The sequence below is a fragment of the Yinghuangia soli genome (genome assembly GCF_021502675.1).
In the GTDB taxonomy this organism is placed as follows: domain Bacteria; phylum Actinomycetota; class Actinomycetes; order Streptomycetales; family Streptomycetaceae; genus Yinghuangia; species Yinghuangia soli.
Window position 1 is genome coordinate 82640 of record NZ_JAKFHA010000022.1, and the last position, 14580, is coordinate 97219.

The window sequence follows — 14580 nt, forward strand, 5'->3', positions numbered from 1 at the left end:
GTTCTCCGGACGGGGACCGCGGCGCAGCAGCGCCGCGGCCCCGTTTTCGTCCCGTCCCGCTCCGGGGCGGACCACCCCGGTCAATCCCGGCTCCGCGCGGCCCGGCGTGCCACCATCCGGAATATGTCGGAAATGTCGCAGCGCACGCGCCTGATGGTCGTCCTCGGACTGATCGCGGCGGTCGCCGTCGCGGCCCTGGCCTTCGGCCTCTCCCGGGACGGCGGCGACCCCGCCCCCGGCCAGGCGGCCACCCGCAGCGCGACCGCGGCGGCCTCGGGCGGCAGCGCCCCGCTCGCCTCGACGCCGACGGCCACCCGGCCCGCGCAGGGCGTACCGTCCGCCCCGGACGTCACCGTGCCGTCCGGCATGGCGACCGTGCGGGTCGACCAACTGCCGCCCGAGGCCCGGCGGACGCTGCTGCTGATCGACACCGGCGGGCCGTTCCCGTACGCCAAGGACGGCACCGTCTTCAGCAACCGCGAAGGGCGGCTGCCGAAGCAGAAGAACGGGTACTACCGCGAATACACCGTCGACACCCCGGGGTCCGACGATCGGGGCGCCCGGCGCATCATCACCGGCGTACCGGGGGAGCGCTACTACACCTCCGACCACTACGCGACGTTTCGGGTGATCGTCCCGTGAAACGCTGGCACGAAGTACGCAACGCGACGCCGTGGACGTCGGGCCTGCTGCCCGGCGACCTCGCCGACGTGCCGCACGCGGCCCCGGCCGCCCGGATGGCCGAGTCCGCCGCCGTGCACGGCTGGTGGTCGGCGCGCCTCGACCTCGCCGGCGCGGCCGACAAGGCCGGGTTCCTCGCCGCCTGCGGCCGCGACCTGGCCCTGCCCGACTACTACGGGGCCAACTGGGACGCCCTGTGGGACTGCCTGACCGACGAGACGCTGCTGCCGCCGCAGCGCCGCCGGCTCATCGTCGTGGACCGCTGGCGCCGCTTCGCGGAACGCGACCCGGGCGACTGGAGTGCGGGCCGCAACCTGCTGCGCGAGGCCGCCGGCCACTGGAGCGGCACCACCGCGGCGCTGGTCGTCCTGATCCGGATCTGACGGGGTTCGACCGCTCTCCGCGACTCGCGCTTCAGGACGGGCTGCCGGATGACCGGGAACGTCGGAAAATGTCCGCCATCCGAGTGGTCGCCAGTGTGATTGGTTCGCGCCACGCGCCGAGCGGCCGGTCCGCCGCGGGCAACTGGCCAGACTGCCGGACATGGACAGCTCCGTCGAGCGCCGCCCGGCCGGCGCCGTTTACGACAACGTGCTCCTGGGCGCGCCCCTGGACCACGACGACCTCGTCGTCCCGGGGCAGCGGCCCCAGACGGCGACCGCCGACCCCGACGCCGAGGCGTCCGGTCCGGCGGACCCGGCACCGGGCGTACCGCGCCCGGTCGATCCCCCGGCCTGGACCTCGGTGGAGTACCGGCCCTGGGGCCCGGCGTCCCTGGGCGCAGGCTGACCGCAGCGTGCCGACCGGGGAGCACCGGCAGCAGAGGCGGCAGGCGCAGCAGGCGCGGCAGACGCAACAGGCGCAGCGGACACGACGGCAGGCAGCGATGCGGACGGAAGGCGGCGGGCGCGATGCGGCCGCCGCCGACCCGTTCGACCGGGTGCGGGTGGGGGTCTTCGAGTTGGTACGTCCGACAGCAGCGGATACGGCCGGTGCCGCAGGCGCGGCCGGGGGAGAGGTACGCGTGCCCGCGCAGGTCGGCCGCGAGCCGGCCCCGAGCCCGGCCGCGCCCGCGCCGTATGCCGCATCCGCGGGCGCGGGACCCGCGCCCGACAACGGCGCGGGAACCGGCAAAAGCGAGGAGACCGGGGGCCTCTACGGCCCGCTGGTGGTGCTCGGCCTGTTCCTCACCGCGCTGCTGCTCATCGGCCGCTACCCGCCGGACATCATGCGCCCCCTGCCCGAGGGAGCGCCGCAGGCCCCCGGACCGGGCGACCGGGAACGCGAGCGCGGCATGCCGGGGGCGATCGAACTCGCGGTCGGGCCGCGGCGTCCCGTCCTGCCCGGCGTCCCGGGCGGCGCCGCCGGACCGGCCGGTCCGCGCTCCGCGCCGCAGCCGCCCCAGGCGCCCGTCGCCGTCCGGGACGAGCCAGGGTCCGGCGGCGGGCCCGACCGCGCGGCGGACCGCCCGTACGGCGCCGCGCTGCCCGGCGGTCCGCGGGGCGCCGGTTCAGACCTTGCGGACCGTCGCGGCCTCGACCAGGTTCCGCAGCACGCTGCGCGCGTCGTCGGCGACCGGCGCGGCGTCCAGCGCGGCGAGGGCCTGCCCGGTCAGCGTGTCGATCATGGACTCGACCTCGGCCAGGGCACCGGTGCCCTCGATGACCGCGCGCAGCTCCTTGACGCCCGCGTCGTCGAGCCCGGGGTCGCCGACCAGCTCGTCGAGGATCCGGGTCTGCGCGGCGGAGCACCGCTCGGCGGCCAGCGCGAGCAGGACCGTCCGCTTGCCCTCGCGCAGGTCGTCCCCGGCCGGTTTGCCGGTCTCGGCGGGGTCGCCGAAGACGCCGAGCACGTCGTCCCGCAGCTGGAACGCCTCGCCGAGCGGCAGCCCGTACGCCGAGTAGGCGGCCAGCAGGTCCTCGCCCGCCCCGGCGAGCGCGGCACCGACGTGCAGGGGGCGTTCGATCGTGTACTTGGCGGACTTGAAGCGGATCACGCGCCGTGAGCGGGCCACCGAGCCGCCGCCCATCGCCTGCTCCAGCACGTCGAGGTATTGGCCGGCCATGACCTCGGTGCGCATGACGTCGAACAGCGGCTTGGCCGCGGCCAGCGCGGCCGGCTCCACGCCGCTGCCCGAGAACATCTCGTCGGACCAGGTCAGGCACAGGTCGCCGAGCAGCAGCGCGGCGGCCGAGCCGAACGACTCGCCGCTGCCCCGCCAGCCCGACTCGGCATGCAGGCCCTCGAAGCGCTTGTGCACCGCGGGCTTGCCGCGGCGGGTGTCGCTGCGGTCCATCAGGTCGTCGTGGATCAGCGCGCTGGCCTGCAGCAGCTCCAGCGACGTCGCAGCGCGCACCGCGGCGTCCCCGGCCGCGCCCTCGTCCACGCCGCCCGCGCCGCGCCAGCCCCAGTAGCAGAAACCGGGGCGCAGCCGCTTGCCGCCGTCCAGCATGAAGTCGCGCAGCGCGGCGGTGACGGGGACCATGCCCTCGCCGACGTCGCCGAGCACGTCGCCCTGGTGGTCCATGAACGCGGTGAGCGCCGCGTTGACCCGGTCGCGCAGGCCGTCCCGGTCGAGCGGGTGCACGGCGCGCCGGGCGGGAGTCTGCGAGGAGGTCACGGGTCGTCTTCCGTCGAGAACAGGCCTTGCGGCCGGAACCGGACAGGGTGCCCCGGCGGCCTCCAGCAGGGTAACCGGGCGAAGCGGCTGCCACTGACTCCGGGCCGGGCGGGCACCGGGTGAGCACTGGGCGGGCACCGGGCGAGCGCAGGCGGGAGGGCCGGGCAGGCACCCGGCGAGGCCCGGGCGGGAACCGGTCCGCACACCGTCTCGGTGGTCGGACAGGCCCTCCTCAGCGCCGGACGATCCGGATAATCTGCACTGCATGTCTGTCGGAGTCGCCCAGCCTCATAGCGGTCGCGCGGTTGCCATTCGCGATCTGCTCGCGAGCGGCCGCAAGACCTTTTCGTTCGAGTTCTTTCCGCCGAAGACCGATGTCGGCGAGCGCCACCTGTGGGACGCGCTGCGCCGCGTCGAGGCACTCGGCCCGTCCTTCGTGTCGGTGACCTACGGCGCGGGCGGCTCCAGCCGCGACCGCACCGTGAACATCACCGAGCGGATCGCCACCGAGACCACCCTGACCCCGGTGGGCCACTTCACCGCGGTCGGCCACTCGGTCGCCGAGCTGCGCAACATCGTCGGCCAGTACGCGGACGCGGGCGTGCGCAACGTCCTCGCGCTGCGCGGCGACCCGCCCGGCAACCCGCAGGGCGAGTGGGTACCGCACCCGCAGGGCTTCACGTACGCCGAGGAACTGGTCCGGCTGCTGAAGGAGTCCGGCGACTTCTGCGTCGGCGTCGCGGCCTTCCCCGAGATGCACCCGCGGTCGCTGGACTGGGACGACGACATCAAGCACTTCGTCCGCAAGTGCCGGGCCGGTGCCGACTACGCGATCACCCAGATGTTCTTCCACGTCGAGGACTGGCTGCGGCTGCGCGACCGGGTCGCCGCGGCGGGCTGCGACGTGCCGATCATCCCGGAGATCATGCCGGTCACCAACGTCGGCCAGATCGAGCGCTTCGCGCAGCTGAGCAACGCCGACTTCCCGGCCGAGCTGGCCGACCGGGTCCGCGCGGTCGGCGACGACCCGGAGGCGGTGCAGGAGATCGGCATCGAGTACGGCACCCGCATGAGCGAGCGCCTGCTCGCCGAGGGCGCCCCCGGCCTGCACTTCATCACCTTGAACCGGTCGCTGGCCACGCTGCGCATCTACGACAACCTCGGACTGCGCGACAGCGACCGCTGAATCGGGACACTATTCGGACACTGCAGAACGGCCCCCCACCCGGTTAGGGTGAGGGGCCGTCATCCGTTCGAATGAAGGGCGCGCCGGTGCAGTTGGGCCTGATCGTGCTGTACGTGCTGTTCGTCCCGGTCGGTGTGTGGCTCCTCACCGAGGCGATGTGGCAGCACGGCGCCCCGTTCCGCTACCGGGTGCTGGCGGTCTTCGGGTTCGCCGGAGTGGTCGCGGGTGCCGCACTGGGCAACCCGATCGTCACCGGCGCGGGGGCATTCTGCTTCCTGGTCGGGCAGTTCCTCGTCACCCGCTACGTGCGCAGCGGCTACTACCACGGCTGGACGGTGCGCTTCGGGCGCAAGCGGGCCCGGCGGTCGCGCCACGCGCGCCCGGTCGAGCCGGCCGCAGCAGGGGCCGGGGCGGGGGTCGATGCCGGCTACGAGAATGCCCAGGCCTACGACGACTTCGGTGGTTCCGAGCATGCCGGGGCCTACGGGAACACGGCCGCGCACCCGGAGTTCGCGCCCGCCCAGCAGGCACCCGGCGCCCCTGACGCCTTCGCCTACCCGGAACACGGCTATCAGCAGGGCGAGTTCGCCCCGGCCGCCTACGAGATGTCCGATTCTGACCGGTACCTCTACGGGGACACGTCGTCCTTCACGGCCGGGCAGTTCGCGTCGGCCGACGCGCAGTCCGGCGTCTCGGTCTCGGGGGAGTACGCCGTCCCGGGCGCCTACGCCACCGGCAACTTCCCGGTGCAGGGAGACTCTGCCGTGTCCGGCTCGGGCGAGTACGCCCTGCCTGGCACCGGCGAGTTCGCCGCACCGGGTGGTCCGGGGGAGTACGCCGCACCTGGCTCGGGGGAGTTCGCCGCGTACGGCTCGGGGGAGTTCGCCGCCCCTGGCTCGGGGGAGTACGTCGCGCACGGCTCGGGGGAGTTCGCCGTGCCGCCGCGTCCTCAGGGCTTGCCGATGAGCTCGGCCACCGAAGCCGCGCCCATCCCCACGCCGATGAGCCCGCCGCCCGGATGGGCCGAGGCGCCCACCGCGTACAACCCGGGCACCGGCGAGCGGTTGGGCTGACCGCCCGCGACCGGGGACGCCGCGACCGCACCGCCGGGCGCGCCGACGGCCTGTTCGAGGTCGGCAGGGGTGCGCAGTTCGTGGCGGACCAGCCGGTCGGCGACCGGCAGGCCGCGCCGGGCCATCAGGTCGAGCACGGTCTGCACGGCCGATTCACGCAGGTCCGGCCGCGTCCAGTCCAAGCGCCGGCCGGGCGCACCTGCCGTGCCGTGGGCGGGGACGCGTACCTGCACGGTCCACGCCTCGTGGCCCTCGGGTGCGCGGTCCGGCGGGGCCAGCACGCACAGCGTCGGGTCGGCAGGCAGCCCGTCCGCGTCGGTGCCGAACAGCGCCGCGGCCTCCGCCGCCGGGTCGTCCGGGAAGAGATAGGTGCGGTACGGCTGCCCCGCGGTGCGGCCGCGCAGCGCCAGGTGCAGCTCCAGGTAGCCGGGGACCGCGGCCGGGTCGGCCGCCGAGCGCTCCCAGACCACGGCGTCCGCATCGAGGCGGCCGCCGTCCGCGAGCACGACGCCGTCCACGCGGCCGCCCGCCTCGGACACCTCCGCGACCTCGGTGCCCATCCGGAACTTGACCCCCAGGTCGAGGCAACGCGCATGCAGCGCCTCGGCCATCGTGTGCAGGCCGCCGCGTACCGTCCACAGGCCGAAGGTCTGCTCCAGGTACGGCAGCACCGCCACGGTCGCGGGCGCCCGGCGCGGATCGAGTCCGGCGTCCAGCGCGAACCGCTCGGCGTGCGCACGCTGCCGCGGGTCGCGCAGCGTGCCGCGGACGAACGGGCGCAGCTTGCGCCACGGCATCGTGGTCCGGAAGTCCTTGAGGCCGCCGGCCGGGCTGCGCGGCTTGTCCGGCTCGGCGGGCACCTCGAAGAAGCCGGTGCGCATGACGCCCCACATCGCCGCACCGCGGTCCATCAGGCGGTTCCAGTCGGCTCCCGCACCCGCGCCGAAGGCCGCCTCGAAGGCGGCCGCGGCACCGGCCCGCGTGGCGTTCGGGATGTCCACGACGGTCGCGCCCCGGTCGAACGAGCAGCGCGTGGTCGGGTCGACGCCGACCAGGTCCACGCAGTCCTCCAGCGCCGCGCCCGTCTTGAGGAACAGGTCGCGGAAGACCGCGGGGAGGGTGAGCACGGCAGGCCCGGAGGTGAAGGAGAACCCGTCGGCCGCGTCCGTACCGGCGACCGCCCGGAGCATCCCGCCCGCGGCGTCCGACCGCTCGCACAGTGTCACGTCGTGACGCTTGACCGCGAGGCGGGCCGCGACCGCGAGACCACCCATACCTGCACCGACGACAACGATTCGAGCCACGTCGTAGGAGGGTACGCCACCGGCCGGGGTGCCCTGTCCGGTCCGTCCGGCCCGGCAGGTCAGGCCTTCGGGGGCTTGCCGTCCTCGAAGAGCCACGGGCCGAAGACCGCGGACAGGTCCTTGCCGCCCAGCCGCTCGCACAGTGCCACGAAGTCGGCCGTCGCCGCGGTGCCGTGCCGGTGGTCGCGCAGCCAGGTGCGCAGGATCTCGGCGAACACCGCATCGCCGACCGCCTCGCGGACCTTGTGCAGCACCATCGCTCCGCGGCCGTACACCGGTGCCCCAGAGACGTCCGCCGCGGTTCTCGGCGATGCGGGCGGGAAGGCCCAGATGCCCTCCCCGGCCGGGCCGGACGTGTCGTACATCTCGGTGAAGCTCTCCTGCGCGGACGGCCCGCCGTGGTCCTCGCGCCACAGCCATTCGGCGTAGGTCGCGAAGCCCTCGTTGAGCCACATGTCCTGCCAGGTGCGCGGCCCGACCGAGTTGCCGAACCACTGGTGCGCGAGCTCGTGGACCACGGTCTCCTCGGGCGGCGCGGCCTCGAAGAACGGGCGCGTCTGGGTCTCCAGCGCGTAGCCGAGGCTCGGCAGGTCGCCCACGATCGCCCCCGCCGCATCGAACGGGTACGGCTCGAACTTCGCGCCCGCCCAGGACAGCACCCGGTCCACCAGCTCCGGCAGGGCACGCGTCGCCTCCGACTCCTGGCCCGGCGCGAACGCGTAATACGCCGGCAGCCCGCCCGCCGCGGTGGACTCCTCGACCCGGAACCGGCCGATCGCGGCGACCGCCAGATAGGTCGCCATCGGGGCGTTGCCCTGCCAGCGGAACGTGTCCCGGCCGTCGGTCGAAGTGCGGGACATGAAGCGCCCGTTGGACACCGCGGTCAGCCCTTGCGGCACGGTCAGCGTGATCGAGAACAGCGCCTTGTCGGCCGGCGTGTGGTTGCCGGGGAACCAGCCCTGGCTGCCCGCGGGTTCGCCGAGCGCGACGGCGCCGTCGCCGCCCATGGGCATCCAGCCCTCGCTCGAGCCGTCCGGGTCGACGATGGTCTGCGGGGTGCCCCGGTAGGTGATCGCCACCGCGAACTGCTGCCCGGCGGCGAGCGGTTGCGCGGGGGTGAGGGTCAACTCGTCGCCTTTGCGCTCGATACGCGCGGCGGGCACTCCGTCGACCGTCGCGACGCGCACCTCGAGGCCGTGGAAGTCCAGGTTGAACGCGGTCAGTTGCTGCGTCGCGGTGGCGATGATCTCCGCGGTGCCGGCGAGCCTGTTGCCGGCCGGGTCCCAGGCCAGGGACAAGTCGTACGAGCCGACGTCGTAACCGCCGTTGCCGAGCAGCGGGAAGAGCGGGTCCCCGGCACCGGCGGCTCCGGCACCCGGCGCGGTCGACGCGGGGTCGCCGCCGCCCGTGGCCTTGCCACCCCCGCTGCCGTCGCCGGAGGACGTGCATGCGGACAGTGCCAACGCCGCGGCCAGCGCCGCCCCGAGCCATCTCGGACGAGGGTTCATGCCCGGATGATCTCGCGTCGCCCGGCGCTCGGTGCGGGCGGCTCGCAGATGCTGTCGGCGCGTCCCGGGGTCGGCGTTGATCCGCAGCATCTGAGTACCTGAACGCTGTTGCGGCAGGGTGTGGCTGAACTAGCGTCAGGCGACTGTTCGAGGGTGGGAGAGGCCATGTCCGGGGACGCACGGGAACGCGTGGAGGGGGCGGCGGGCACAGGGGATGCCGCCGGCGGGTCGGGAGGGGTGCCGCCGGAGCCGTCCGGACGGTCCGATGCGCCGGGGCTGTCCGGGCCGCCGCAGCCTCCGCCCGGGCCCGGGGTGGTCCACGACCCCACGGCGTACACCGAGTACGACGCCGGGCTCTACCCGCGCGTGCCGCCCCAGGGCGCCGTCCGGGCGGGAGCCGGGAGCGGCCGCACCGGCGGCGGCAGCCGCGGAACCGCGCCGCGCAAGGGGCCGGTGGCGACCGGCGGGCGCTGGCTGGCCCAGGGCATCGCGGTGGTGTTCCTGGTGCCGTTCCGGCTGCTGTGGGAGCTGCTCAAGCTGATCGGCCGCGTCATGGTCGCGGTCCTGGTGTTCTTCTTCACCAGGATGCTGCGCCCGCTCGCGACGGCCGTGCACCGCTGGATCCTGGTGCCGGCCTGGCGGCTGCTGCGCGATTTCCTGTGGGGCTGGGTGCTGCGGTACGTGCTGTGGGGGCTTGTCCTCACGCCGGTGCTCGCGTTCCTGCTCGACTGGGTGCTGAAGCCGATCCAGCGGGCGATCGAACGCTGGCTGTGGAACAAGCTCCTCAAGCCGCTCTGCCGCCTGACGCTGCGCTACGTGCTGAGGCCGGTCTGGGCCGGACTGTGCTGGGCGGGCTTCCACTTCATGAAGTGGTGCGTCGTGGCGCCGCTGCTGGCCTTGTGGCGCTGGGTGCTGCGGCCGCTGTGGCGGGCCCTGCGTGCGGTGCTGGTCTTCGGCTGGAAGTGGGCGACGATCATCGTCGGGGTGCTCGTGGTCGTCCCGTGCCGGGCGCTTTGGCGCTGGGTGCTGCATCCGGTCTGGCGGGCAGTCGCGGCGGCCTGGCGGGCGGTCGTGGTGCCGCCGGCGCGGTGGACGTACCAGCGGGTGCTGCGGCCGATGAACCGTGCGGTGGCGGACGTCGTCGGGGCGGTCTTCGGGCGGTGATGCGGCCCGGCCGCGCGGATGCGCCGCGCGGCCGGGCCGGCTGCGTCACCAGGAGACCGGGAGGGCCACCACTCCGCCGGTCAACTGGTCTTCGTGGTAGCGGACTTGGTCGACGGGTACGGCCAGTTCCAGATTCGGGAAGCGTGCCACCAGCGCGGCCAGCGCGGCCTGGATCTCGATCCGGGCGAGCGGCGCGCCGATGCAGTAGTGCCCGCCGTAGGCAAAGGTCAGGTGCGGTGCGCCGGTGCGGTCCGGGGCGAACTGCTCCGGGTCCGCGAAGACCGAGGGGTCGGCGTTCGCCGCGAAGGTGTCGAGCATGACCAGCTCGCCGGCCTTGACCGGAGTGCCCGCGATCTCCAGGTCGGTGCGCGCCCAGCGCGGGATGCCGCCGTTGCCGCCCACCCGCGCGCGCATCGTCTCCTCGACGGTGGCGGGGATGCGGGACGGGTCGGCCACCAGGGCCGCCCACTGGCCCGGCATGGCCAGCAGCATCAGGACCGAGAGGCTGATCTGCACGACCGTGGTCTCGTGCCCGGCGAACAGCAGCAGCATCGACAACACGGCGATGTCTTCGTCGCGCAGGCCCGAGGTGGCGCACAGCCCCGAGATCACCGCGTCGTCCGGTTCCAGGCGCTTTCTGGCCACCAACTCGGCCCCGTAGGCGTAGAGTTCCGCGAGTCCGCGGGCGGACCGGTCGCCGTCGACGACATCGGCCGCGGCGACCGACCAGGCCCGGAATTGCGCACGGTCTTCGTACGGCACCCCGAGGAGTTCGCAGATCACCAGGATGGGCAGCGGCATCGAGAGCGCTTCCACCAGGTCCCCCGGGCCGCCGTCGAGCTTGCCGAAGTCGTCCAGCAGGTCGGCGGTCAGCCCCTCGACGCGGGCCCGCAGCGCGCGCATACGGCGCGGCGAGAAGTACGGCTGCAAGAGCTCGCGCATGCGCGCGTGGTCGGCCTTCTCGGTGGCGAAGTCGCCGATGGGCGTGCCGAACAGGACGGATTCGCCGGCCCGTGGGGCCTTGTCGGGCTCGGGATGGGAGCGTCCGAGGCGCTCGTCGTCGAACAGGGCCCGGACCTCGGCGTACCCGGTGACCAGCCATGCGTCGTCGCCGGTCCGGGTGCGGATGCGATGGACGGCGCCGCGGCCGCGGAGCTCGCGCTGCAGCGGGGGCGCGAGCAGCGGCCCCTCCATGGCGAACGGCAGTTGCACGGTCATGATTTCTCCCCCGTCGGAGATGTATACAGTGACGTAAACAACCGTACTTGTACACTCTGAAGTCAACAAGAGGGAGTCGGTGCCATGACGGCAGGACCGGCGGTACGCCTGCCCCGGGCGGCCCGGCGCGCGCAGATCCTGGACGCTGCGACCCGGGCCTTCGCGCGCTCCGGCTACAGCGCGACCAGCCTGGACGATGTCGCCGCCGAGGCCGGGATCACGCGCGTCCTGCTCTACCGGCACTTCGAGTCCAAGGCCGACATGTACCGCTCGGTGCTCGAACGCGCCGGGCAGCGCATCACCGCGATGGTCGGGATCGGCGAAGACCTGCGGCCCGAGGCGGTCGCCGCGCTGCTGCAGGCCGCGGCCGCCGACCCCGACGCGTTCCGGCTGCTGTTCCGCCATGCCGCGCGGGAGCCGGAGTTCCGCGAGTACATCGACACCCTGACCGCCGAGTCCACCGAGATCGCGCAGAGCAACCTGGCCCGGCTGATCCCGCCCGGGCCGTGGCTCGACTGGGCGGCGAAGGTGGTGCCGGCACTCACCACCGAGGCCGTCATCGCGTGGCTGGACGCGGGGCGGCCGGCCCCGGAGCAGGCGGCGCTCCGCATCGGACTGGCCATCGACGGGGTCGTCACGGCGGCGCGTACGGCACTGCCACCGGGGGCTGTGTGCCCCGCCGTACCGCCCGTCCCGGACTGACGCTCAAGCCCGGGCAGCGGGGTCTGCCGCCCTCTCCCTTTCCGGTCCCGCAGGCGGATCCGACACCGGCCCCGCGAGCGGGTCCAGTTCCAACGCGAAGCCATGCGAAGCCAGTTCGCCGAGGAAGTCCGCGGGGTCGACGAGCTCCTCGATATGCCGTACCCCTGCCGGGAGTCCGGGCAGCCTGCGGATCATGAGCGCGGCCGCGAGCCCGGTCGCCCGGCCCTGCCGGCGGCCGCTGAACCGTACGCTCACCGTGCCTTCCGCCCCGCCTGGCCCGTCCGCGTCGACCTGCACCACGAACCGGTCCGAGCCGACGTGCACCTTCCCGAGCAGCGACTCGACCGGGCGGCTGCGCATGATGCGCGCCGGCCACGGGCGCCGGGCGGCGGCCAGTAGAGCCGTCAACAGCCGGGAATCCAGGGCGAATCCGGTCCGGACCCGGGGCACGCCGAGGGTGTGCGGCAAGGTGAACTGGTCGGAGAACGGGAAGCGGTGCACGGTACGGCGCCCACTTCGGCGCCCACTGCGGCGCCCGCCGGGGAACTGCACATGCCACGAACCGTCCAAGGCACCAAGGCCGTCCAGCGTCCAGCGCACCGCCGCCGGACCATGCGCCTCGCCCGAGCCGAGCAGGACGCCGATGCGTACCTCGTCGGCCCTGCCGCCCAGGCGCCGGACCGCATGGGCGGCCAGCAAGTTCGTCACACCGGGCGCCAGGCCCAGGCTCAGCACGCCGACGGCACCGTTCCGCTCCGCGGCCGCCCCCGCTTCGGCGACCGCCGCGAGGATGTCCTGAGACGCCGTCACATCCAGGTAGTGGACGCCGCGTTCGAAGCACGCCCGGGCCAGGGACGCATTGCCGGCTTCGGCGCACATGAGGACGGCGTACGCGCCCTCCAGCACCGCGGCGACCCGGCCCTCGTCGGCGAGGTCGGCGCGCACCAGGCGGGTCCCGGGTACTTCCCGCGCCTTCTGCGGATTGCGGCCGGCCAGCACGATCTCGCGTCCGTCGGAAGCGAGTTCGCGGGCGGCTTCGCGGCCCACCGCGCCATACCCGCCAAAGATGACGATCTTGCCCGCATCGCCCCCGGCCATCGCACGCCCCTTCGCAGCGCCCCGAAATCTCACTAGAGCATCACTCTAGTGAAACCCTCTGTCAAGGCGCCCGCATCCCGCACTCTCGCCTCTCCTAAATGAAATTATTCATTCAAAACCTTGATGTCTGTTCATCTGCATGTCAGATTCGGCGGACGACAGACAAGGGTCCACGGCGATCGGTCGCCGCTTCGCCTCGCGGGGAGAGTCACTTTCATGGCCGTAGAGCAAGATTCCGGCGGGCGGATCGCAATGGAGCGCCGCACCATCGAGGTCATCCCCGACGCCGAGCGGCACGGCACGCCGCGCAGCCAGTTCACCCTCTGGTTCGGCGCCAACATGCAGATCACCGCAATCGTGGACGGCGCCCTCGCGGTCGTCTTCGGCGCCGACGCGCTGTGGGCGATACCCGCCCTCCTCATCGGCAACATCCTCGGCGGCATCGTCATGGCCCTGCACTCCGCGCAGGGCCCGCGCCTCGGCGTCCCGCAGATGATCTCCAGCCGCGCGCAGTTCGGCGTCTACGGCGCGGTCCTGCCACTGCTCCTGGTGATCCTCATGTACCTGGGCTTCGCCGCCACCGGCAGCGTGCTGGCCGGCCAGGCCGTCGCCGAGATGCTGCACATCGACAACACCAACGTCGGCATCCTCATCTTCGGCGCGCTCACCGCGATCGTCGCGGTCACCGGCTACCGGCTCATCCACATCGCCGGGCGCATAGCCACCGTGGTCGGCATCCTCGGCCTCGGCTACCTCTTCATCCGCCTCTTCACCCAGTACGACGTCGGCGCACACGTCGGCAACAAGGGCTTCGAGGCCGCGACCTTCCTCCTCGCCGTCGGCCTCGGGGCCGGCTGGCAGTTGACCTTCGGCCCGTACGTCGCCGACTACTCGCGCTACCTGCCGCGCGAGACCAGCGACCGCGCCACCTTCTGGTCCACCTTCGGCGGCTCCGTCATCGGCTCGCAGATCGCCATGACCCTCGGCGCGCTCACCGCCGCGGTGGCCGGCAAGGCGTTCCTGCCCGACCAGGTCGGCTTCCTCGGCGACCTGGCCGGCCCGGCGTTCCTCGCGTTCCTGATCTACCTGGTCATCGTGGTCGGCAAGCTCACCGTCAACTGCCTGAACGCGTACGGCGGTTTCATGTCCGTCCTGACCATCGTGACCGCCTTCGACGGCCGCTCCCGGATCTCCTCCGCCGCCCGCGCCGCGTACATCGTCGGCTTCACCGCGGTCTCGGTCGTCATCGCCATGGCAGCCAGCGACGACTTCCTGAACAACTTCAAGAACTTCGTCCTGATGCTCCTGATGGTCTTCACCCCGTGGAGCGCCATCAACCTGGTCGACTACTACCTGATCTCGCGCGAACGCGTCGACATCCCGGCCCTGTACGACCCGCGCGGCCGCTACGGCCGCTGGAACGTCACCGCGCTGACCTGCTACGTCGTCGGCGTCGCCGTCCAGATCCCGTTCCTGGCCACCAAGATGTACACCGGCGCACTCACCAAGAAGCTCGACGGCGCCGACATCTCCTGGCTGGTCGGCCTCGCGGTCACCGCGGTCATCTACTACGCCTGGGCCCGCCGCACCGCGAACCCGCCCGCCGAGACCATCCGCCCCACCGACCCCACCACCCCGGCCCCCGCTCCGCCGCCCTCACCGGCTGACGGCCGCCCCCCAATCACTCGCCAAGCACCACAGCACGGTCCCCGCCCCGCCCCCACGGCCGGCCGGGGACCGCGCCATACCCCCACCGCCGACCCAGGGACCGCGCCGTACCCCCACGGCTGGCCGGGGCGGCGCCATACCCCCACCCCACCCCCACACCCCACCCCGCACCCCACCGCCTAAGGGCAAGCAAGCCCCCATCTCCTCCGCCTTAGACGCCTTAGGCGCCTCTCCCCAGGTGCCTTAGATGCCTTAGCCCCGCACCCCACCCACTCCCCGTCCCCAACATCAGGCATCCGTCCGATGCCCGACCCCCACCTGGGACGCGAATCTTGAATCACACCGAGCGGAACAGTCC

At 73.3% G+C, this 14580-nt stretch carries 12 protein-coding genes; 7 read left to right on the forward strand and 5 right to left on the reverse strand.

The features are described 5' to 3' along the window. The first annotated feature begins 123 nt into the window (after window positions 1-123). The 3 genes from LZ495_RS29200 to LZ495_RS29210 all read left to right on the forward strand — a co-directional run bounded on the left by LZ495_RS29200 (window position 124) and on the right by LZ495_RS29210 (window position 1470). Window positions 124-642, forward strand: a complete 519-nt coding sequence (locus LZ495_RS29200) for a guanyl-specific ribonuclease (RefSeq protein WP_372498660.1) — start codon at window positions 124-126, stop codon at window positions 640-642. Beyond that, window positions 639-1064, forward strand: coding sequence for a barstar family protein (locus LZ495_RS29205; protein ID WP_235055932.1), 426 nt, complete (start codon window positions 639-641; stop codon window positions 1062-1064). The genes LZ495_RS29200 and LZ495_RS29205 overlap by 4 nt, the downstream gene beginning before the upstream one ends. Window positions 1065-1224: 160 nt before the next feature. After that, window positions 1225-1470: a hypothetical protein gene (locus LZ495_RS29210; protein ID WP_235055933.1), complete on the forward strand. Its 246-nt coding sequence runs from the start codon at window positions 1225-1227 to the stop codon at window positions 1468-1470. Between the two features lie 721 nt (window positions 1471-2191). On the opposite strand, the gene LZ495_RS29215 is transcribed toward LZ495_RS29210, so the two are convergent. Continuing rightward, a complete protein-coding gene (locus LZ495_RS29215) occupies window positions 2192-3301 on the reverse strand; it encodes a polyprenyl synthetase family protein (protein ID WP_235055934.1) in 1110 nt (369 codons plus the stop codon). Between the two features lie 265 nt (window positions 3302-3566). Here LZ495_RS29215 and metF point away from each other — a divergent pair, with 265 nt between their 5' ends. After that, a complete protein-coding gene (gene metF / locus LZ495_RS29220) occupies window positions 3567-4487 on the forward strand; it encodes a methylenetetrahydrofolate reductase [NAD(P)H] (protein WP_235055935.1) in 921 nt (306 codons plus the stop codon). A 949-nt stretch (window positions 4488-5436) separates the two neighbouring features. On the opposite strand, the gene LZ495_RS45005 is transcribed toward metF, so the two are convergent. Further along, window positions 5437-6864, reverse strand: a complete 1428-nt coding sequence (locus tag LZ495_RS45005; protein WP_235055936.1) for a phytoene desaturase family protein — start codon at window positions 6862-6864, stop codon at window positions 5437-5439. A gap of 59 nt (window positions 6865-6923) precedes the next feature. Further along, complete coding sequence (locus tag LZ495_RS29230; RefSeq protein WP_235055937.1) at window positions 6924-8372, reverse strand: M1 family metallopeptidase; 1449 nt, start codon at window positions 8370-8372, stop codon at window positions 6924-6926. A 165-nt stretch (window positions 8373-8537) separates the two neighbouring features. Between LZ495_RS29230 and LZ495_RS29235 the strand changes: the two genes are divergently transcribed. After that, complete coding sequence (locus LZ495_RS29235) at window positions 8538-9536, forward strand: hypothetical protein (protein WP_235055938.1); 999 nt, start codon at window positions 8538-8540, stop codon at window positions 9534-9536. Between the two features lie 45 nt (window positions 9537-9581). Here the strand turns inward: LZ495_RS29235 and LZ495_RS29240 are convergent, their stop codons facing one another. Continuing rightward, entirely contained in the window at window positions 9582-10754 is a 1173-nt protein-coding gene (locus LZ495_RS29240) for a cytochrome P450 (RefSeq protein ID WP_235055939.1), read from the reverse strand. 84 nt (window positions 10755-10838) lie between these two features. Here LZ495_RS29240 and LZ495_RS29245 point away from each other — a divergent pair, with 84 nt between their 5' ends. After that, window positions 10839-11456, forward strand: a complete 618-nt coding sequence (locus LZ495_RS29245) for a TetR/AcrR family transcriptional regulator (protein WP_235055940.1) — start codon at window positions 10839-10841, stop codon at window positions 11454-11456. 3 nt (window positions 11457-11459) lie between these two features. Here the strand turns inward: LZ495_RS29245 and LZ495_RS29250 are convergent, their stop codons facing one another. Further along, the gene (locus tag LZ495_RS29250; protein WP_235055941.1) at window positions 11460-12554 is read right to left on the reverse strand and encodes an NAD(P)H-binding protein; all 1095 of its coding nucleotides are present in this window, start codon (window positions 12552-12554) and stop codon (window positions 11460-11462) included. Window positions 12555-12770: 216 nt separating this feature from the next. Here LZ495_RS29250 and LZ495_RS29255 point away from each other — a divergent pair, with 216 nt between their 5' ends. Then, a complete protein-coding gene (locus tag LZ495_RS29255) occupies window positions 12771-14405 on the forward strand; it encodes a purine-cytosine permease family protein (protein ID WP_235055942.1) in 1635 nt (544 codons plus the stop codon). The last annotated feature ends 175 nt before the right edge of the window (window positions 14406-14580 follow it).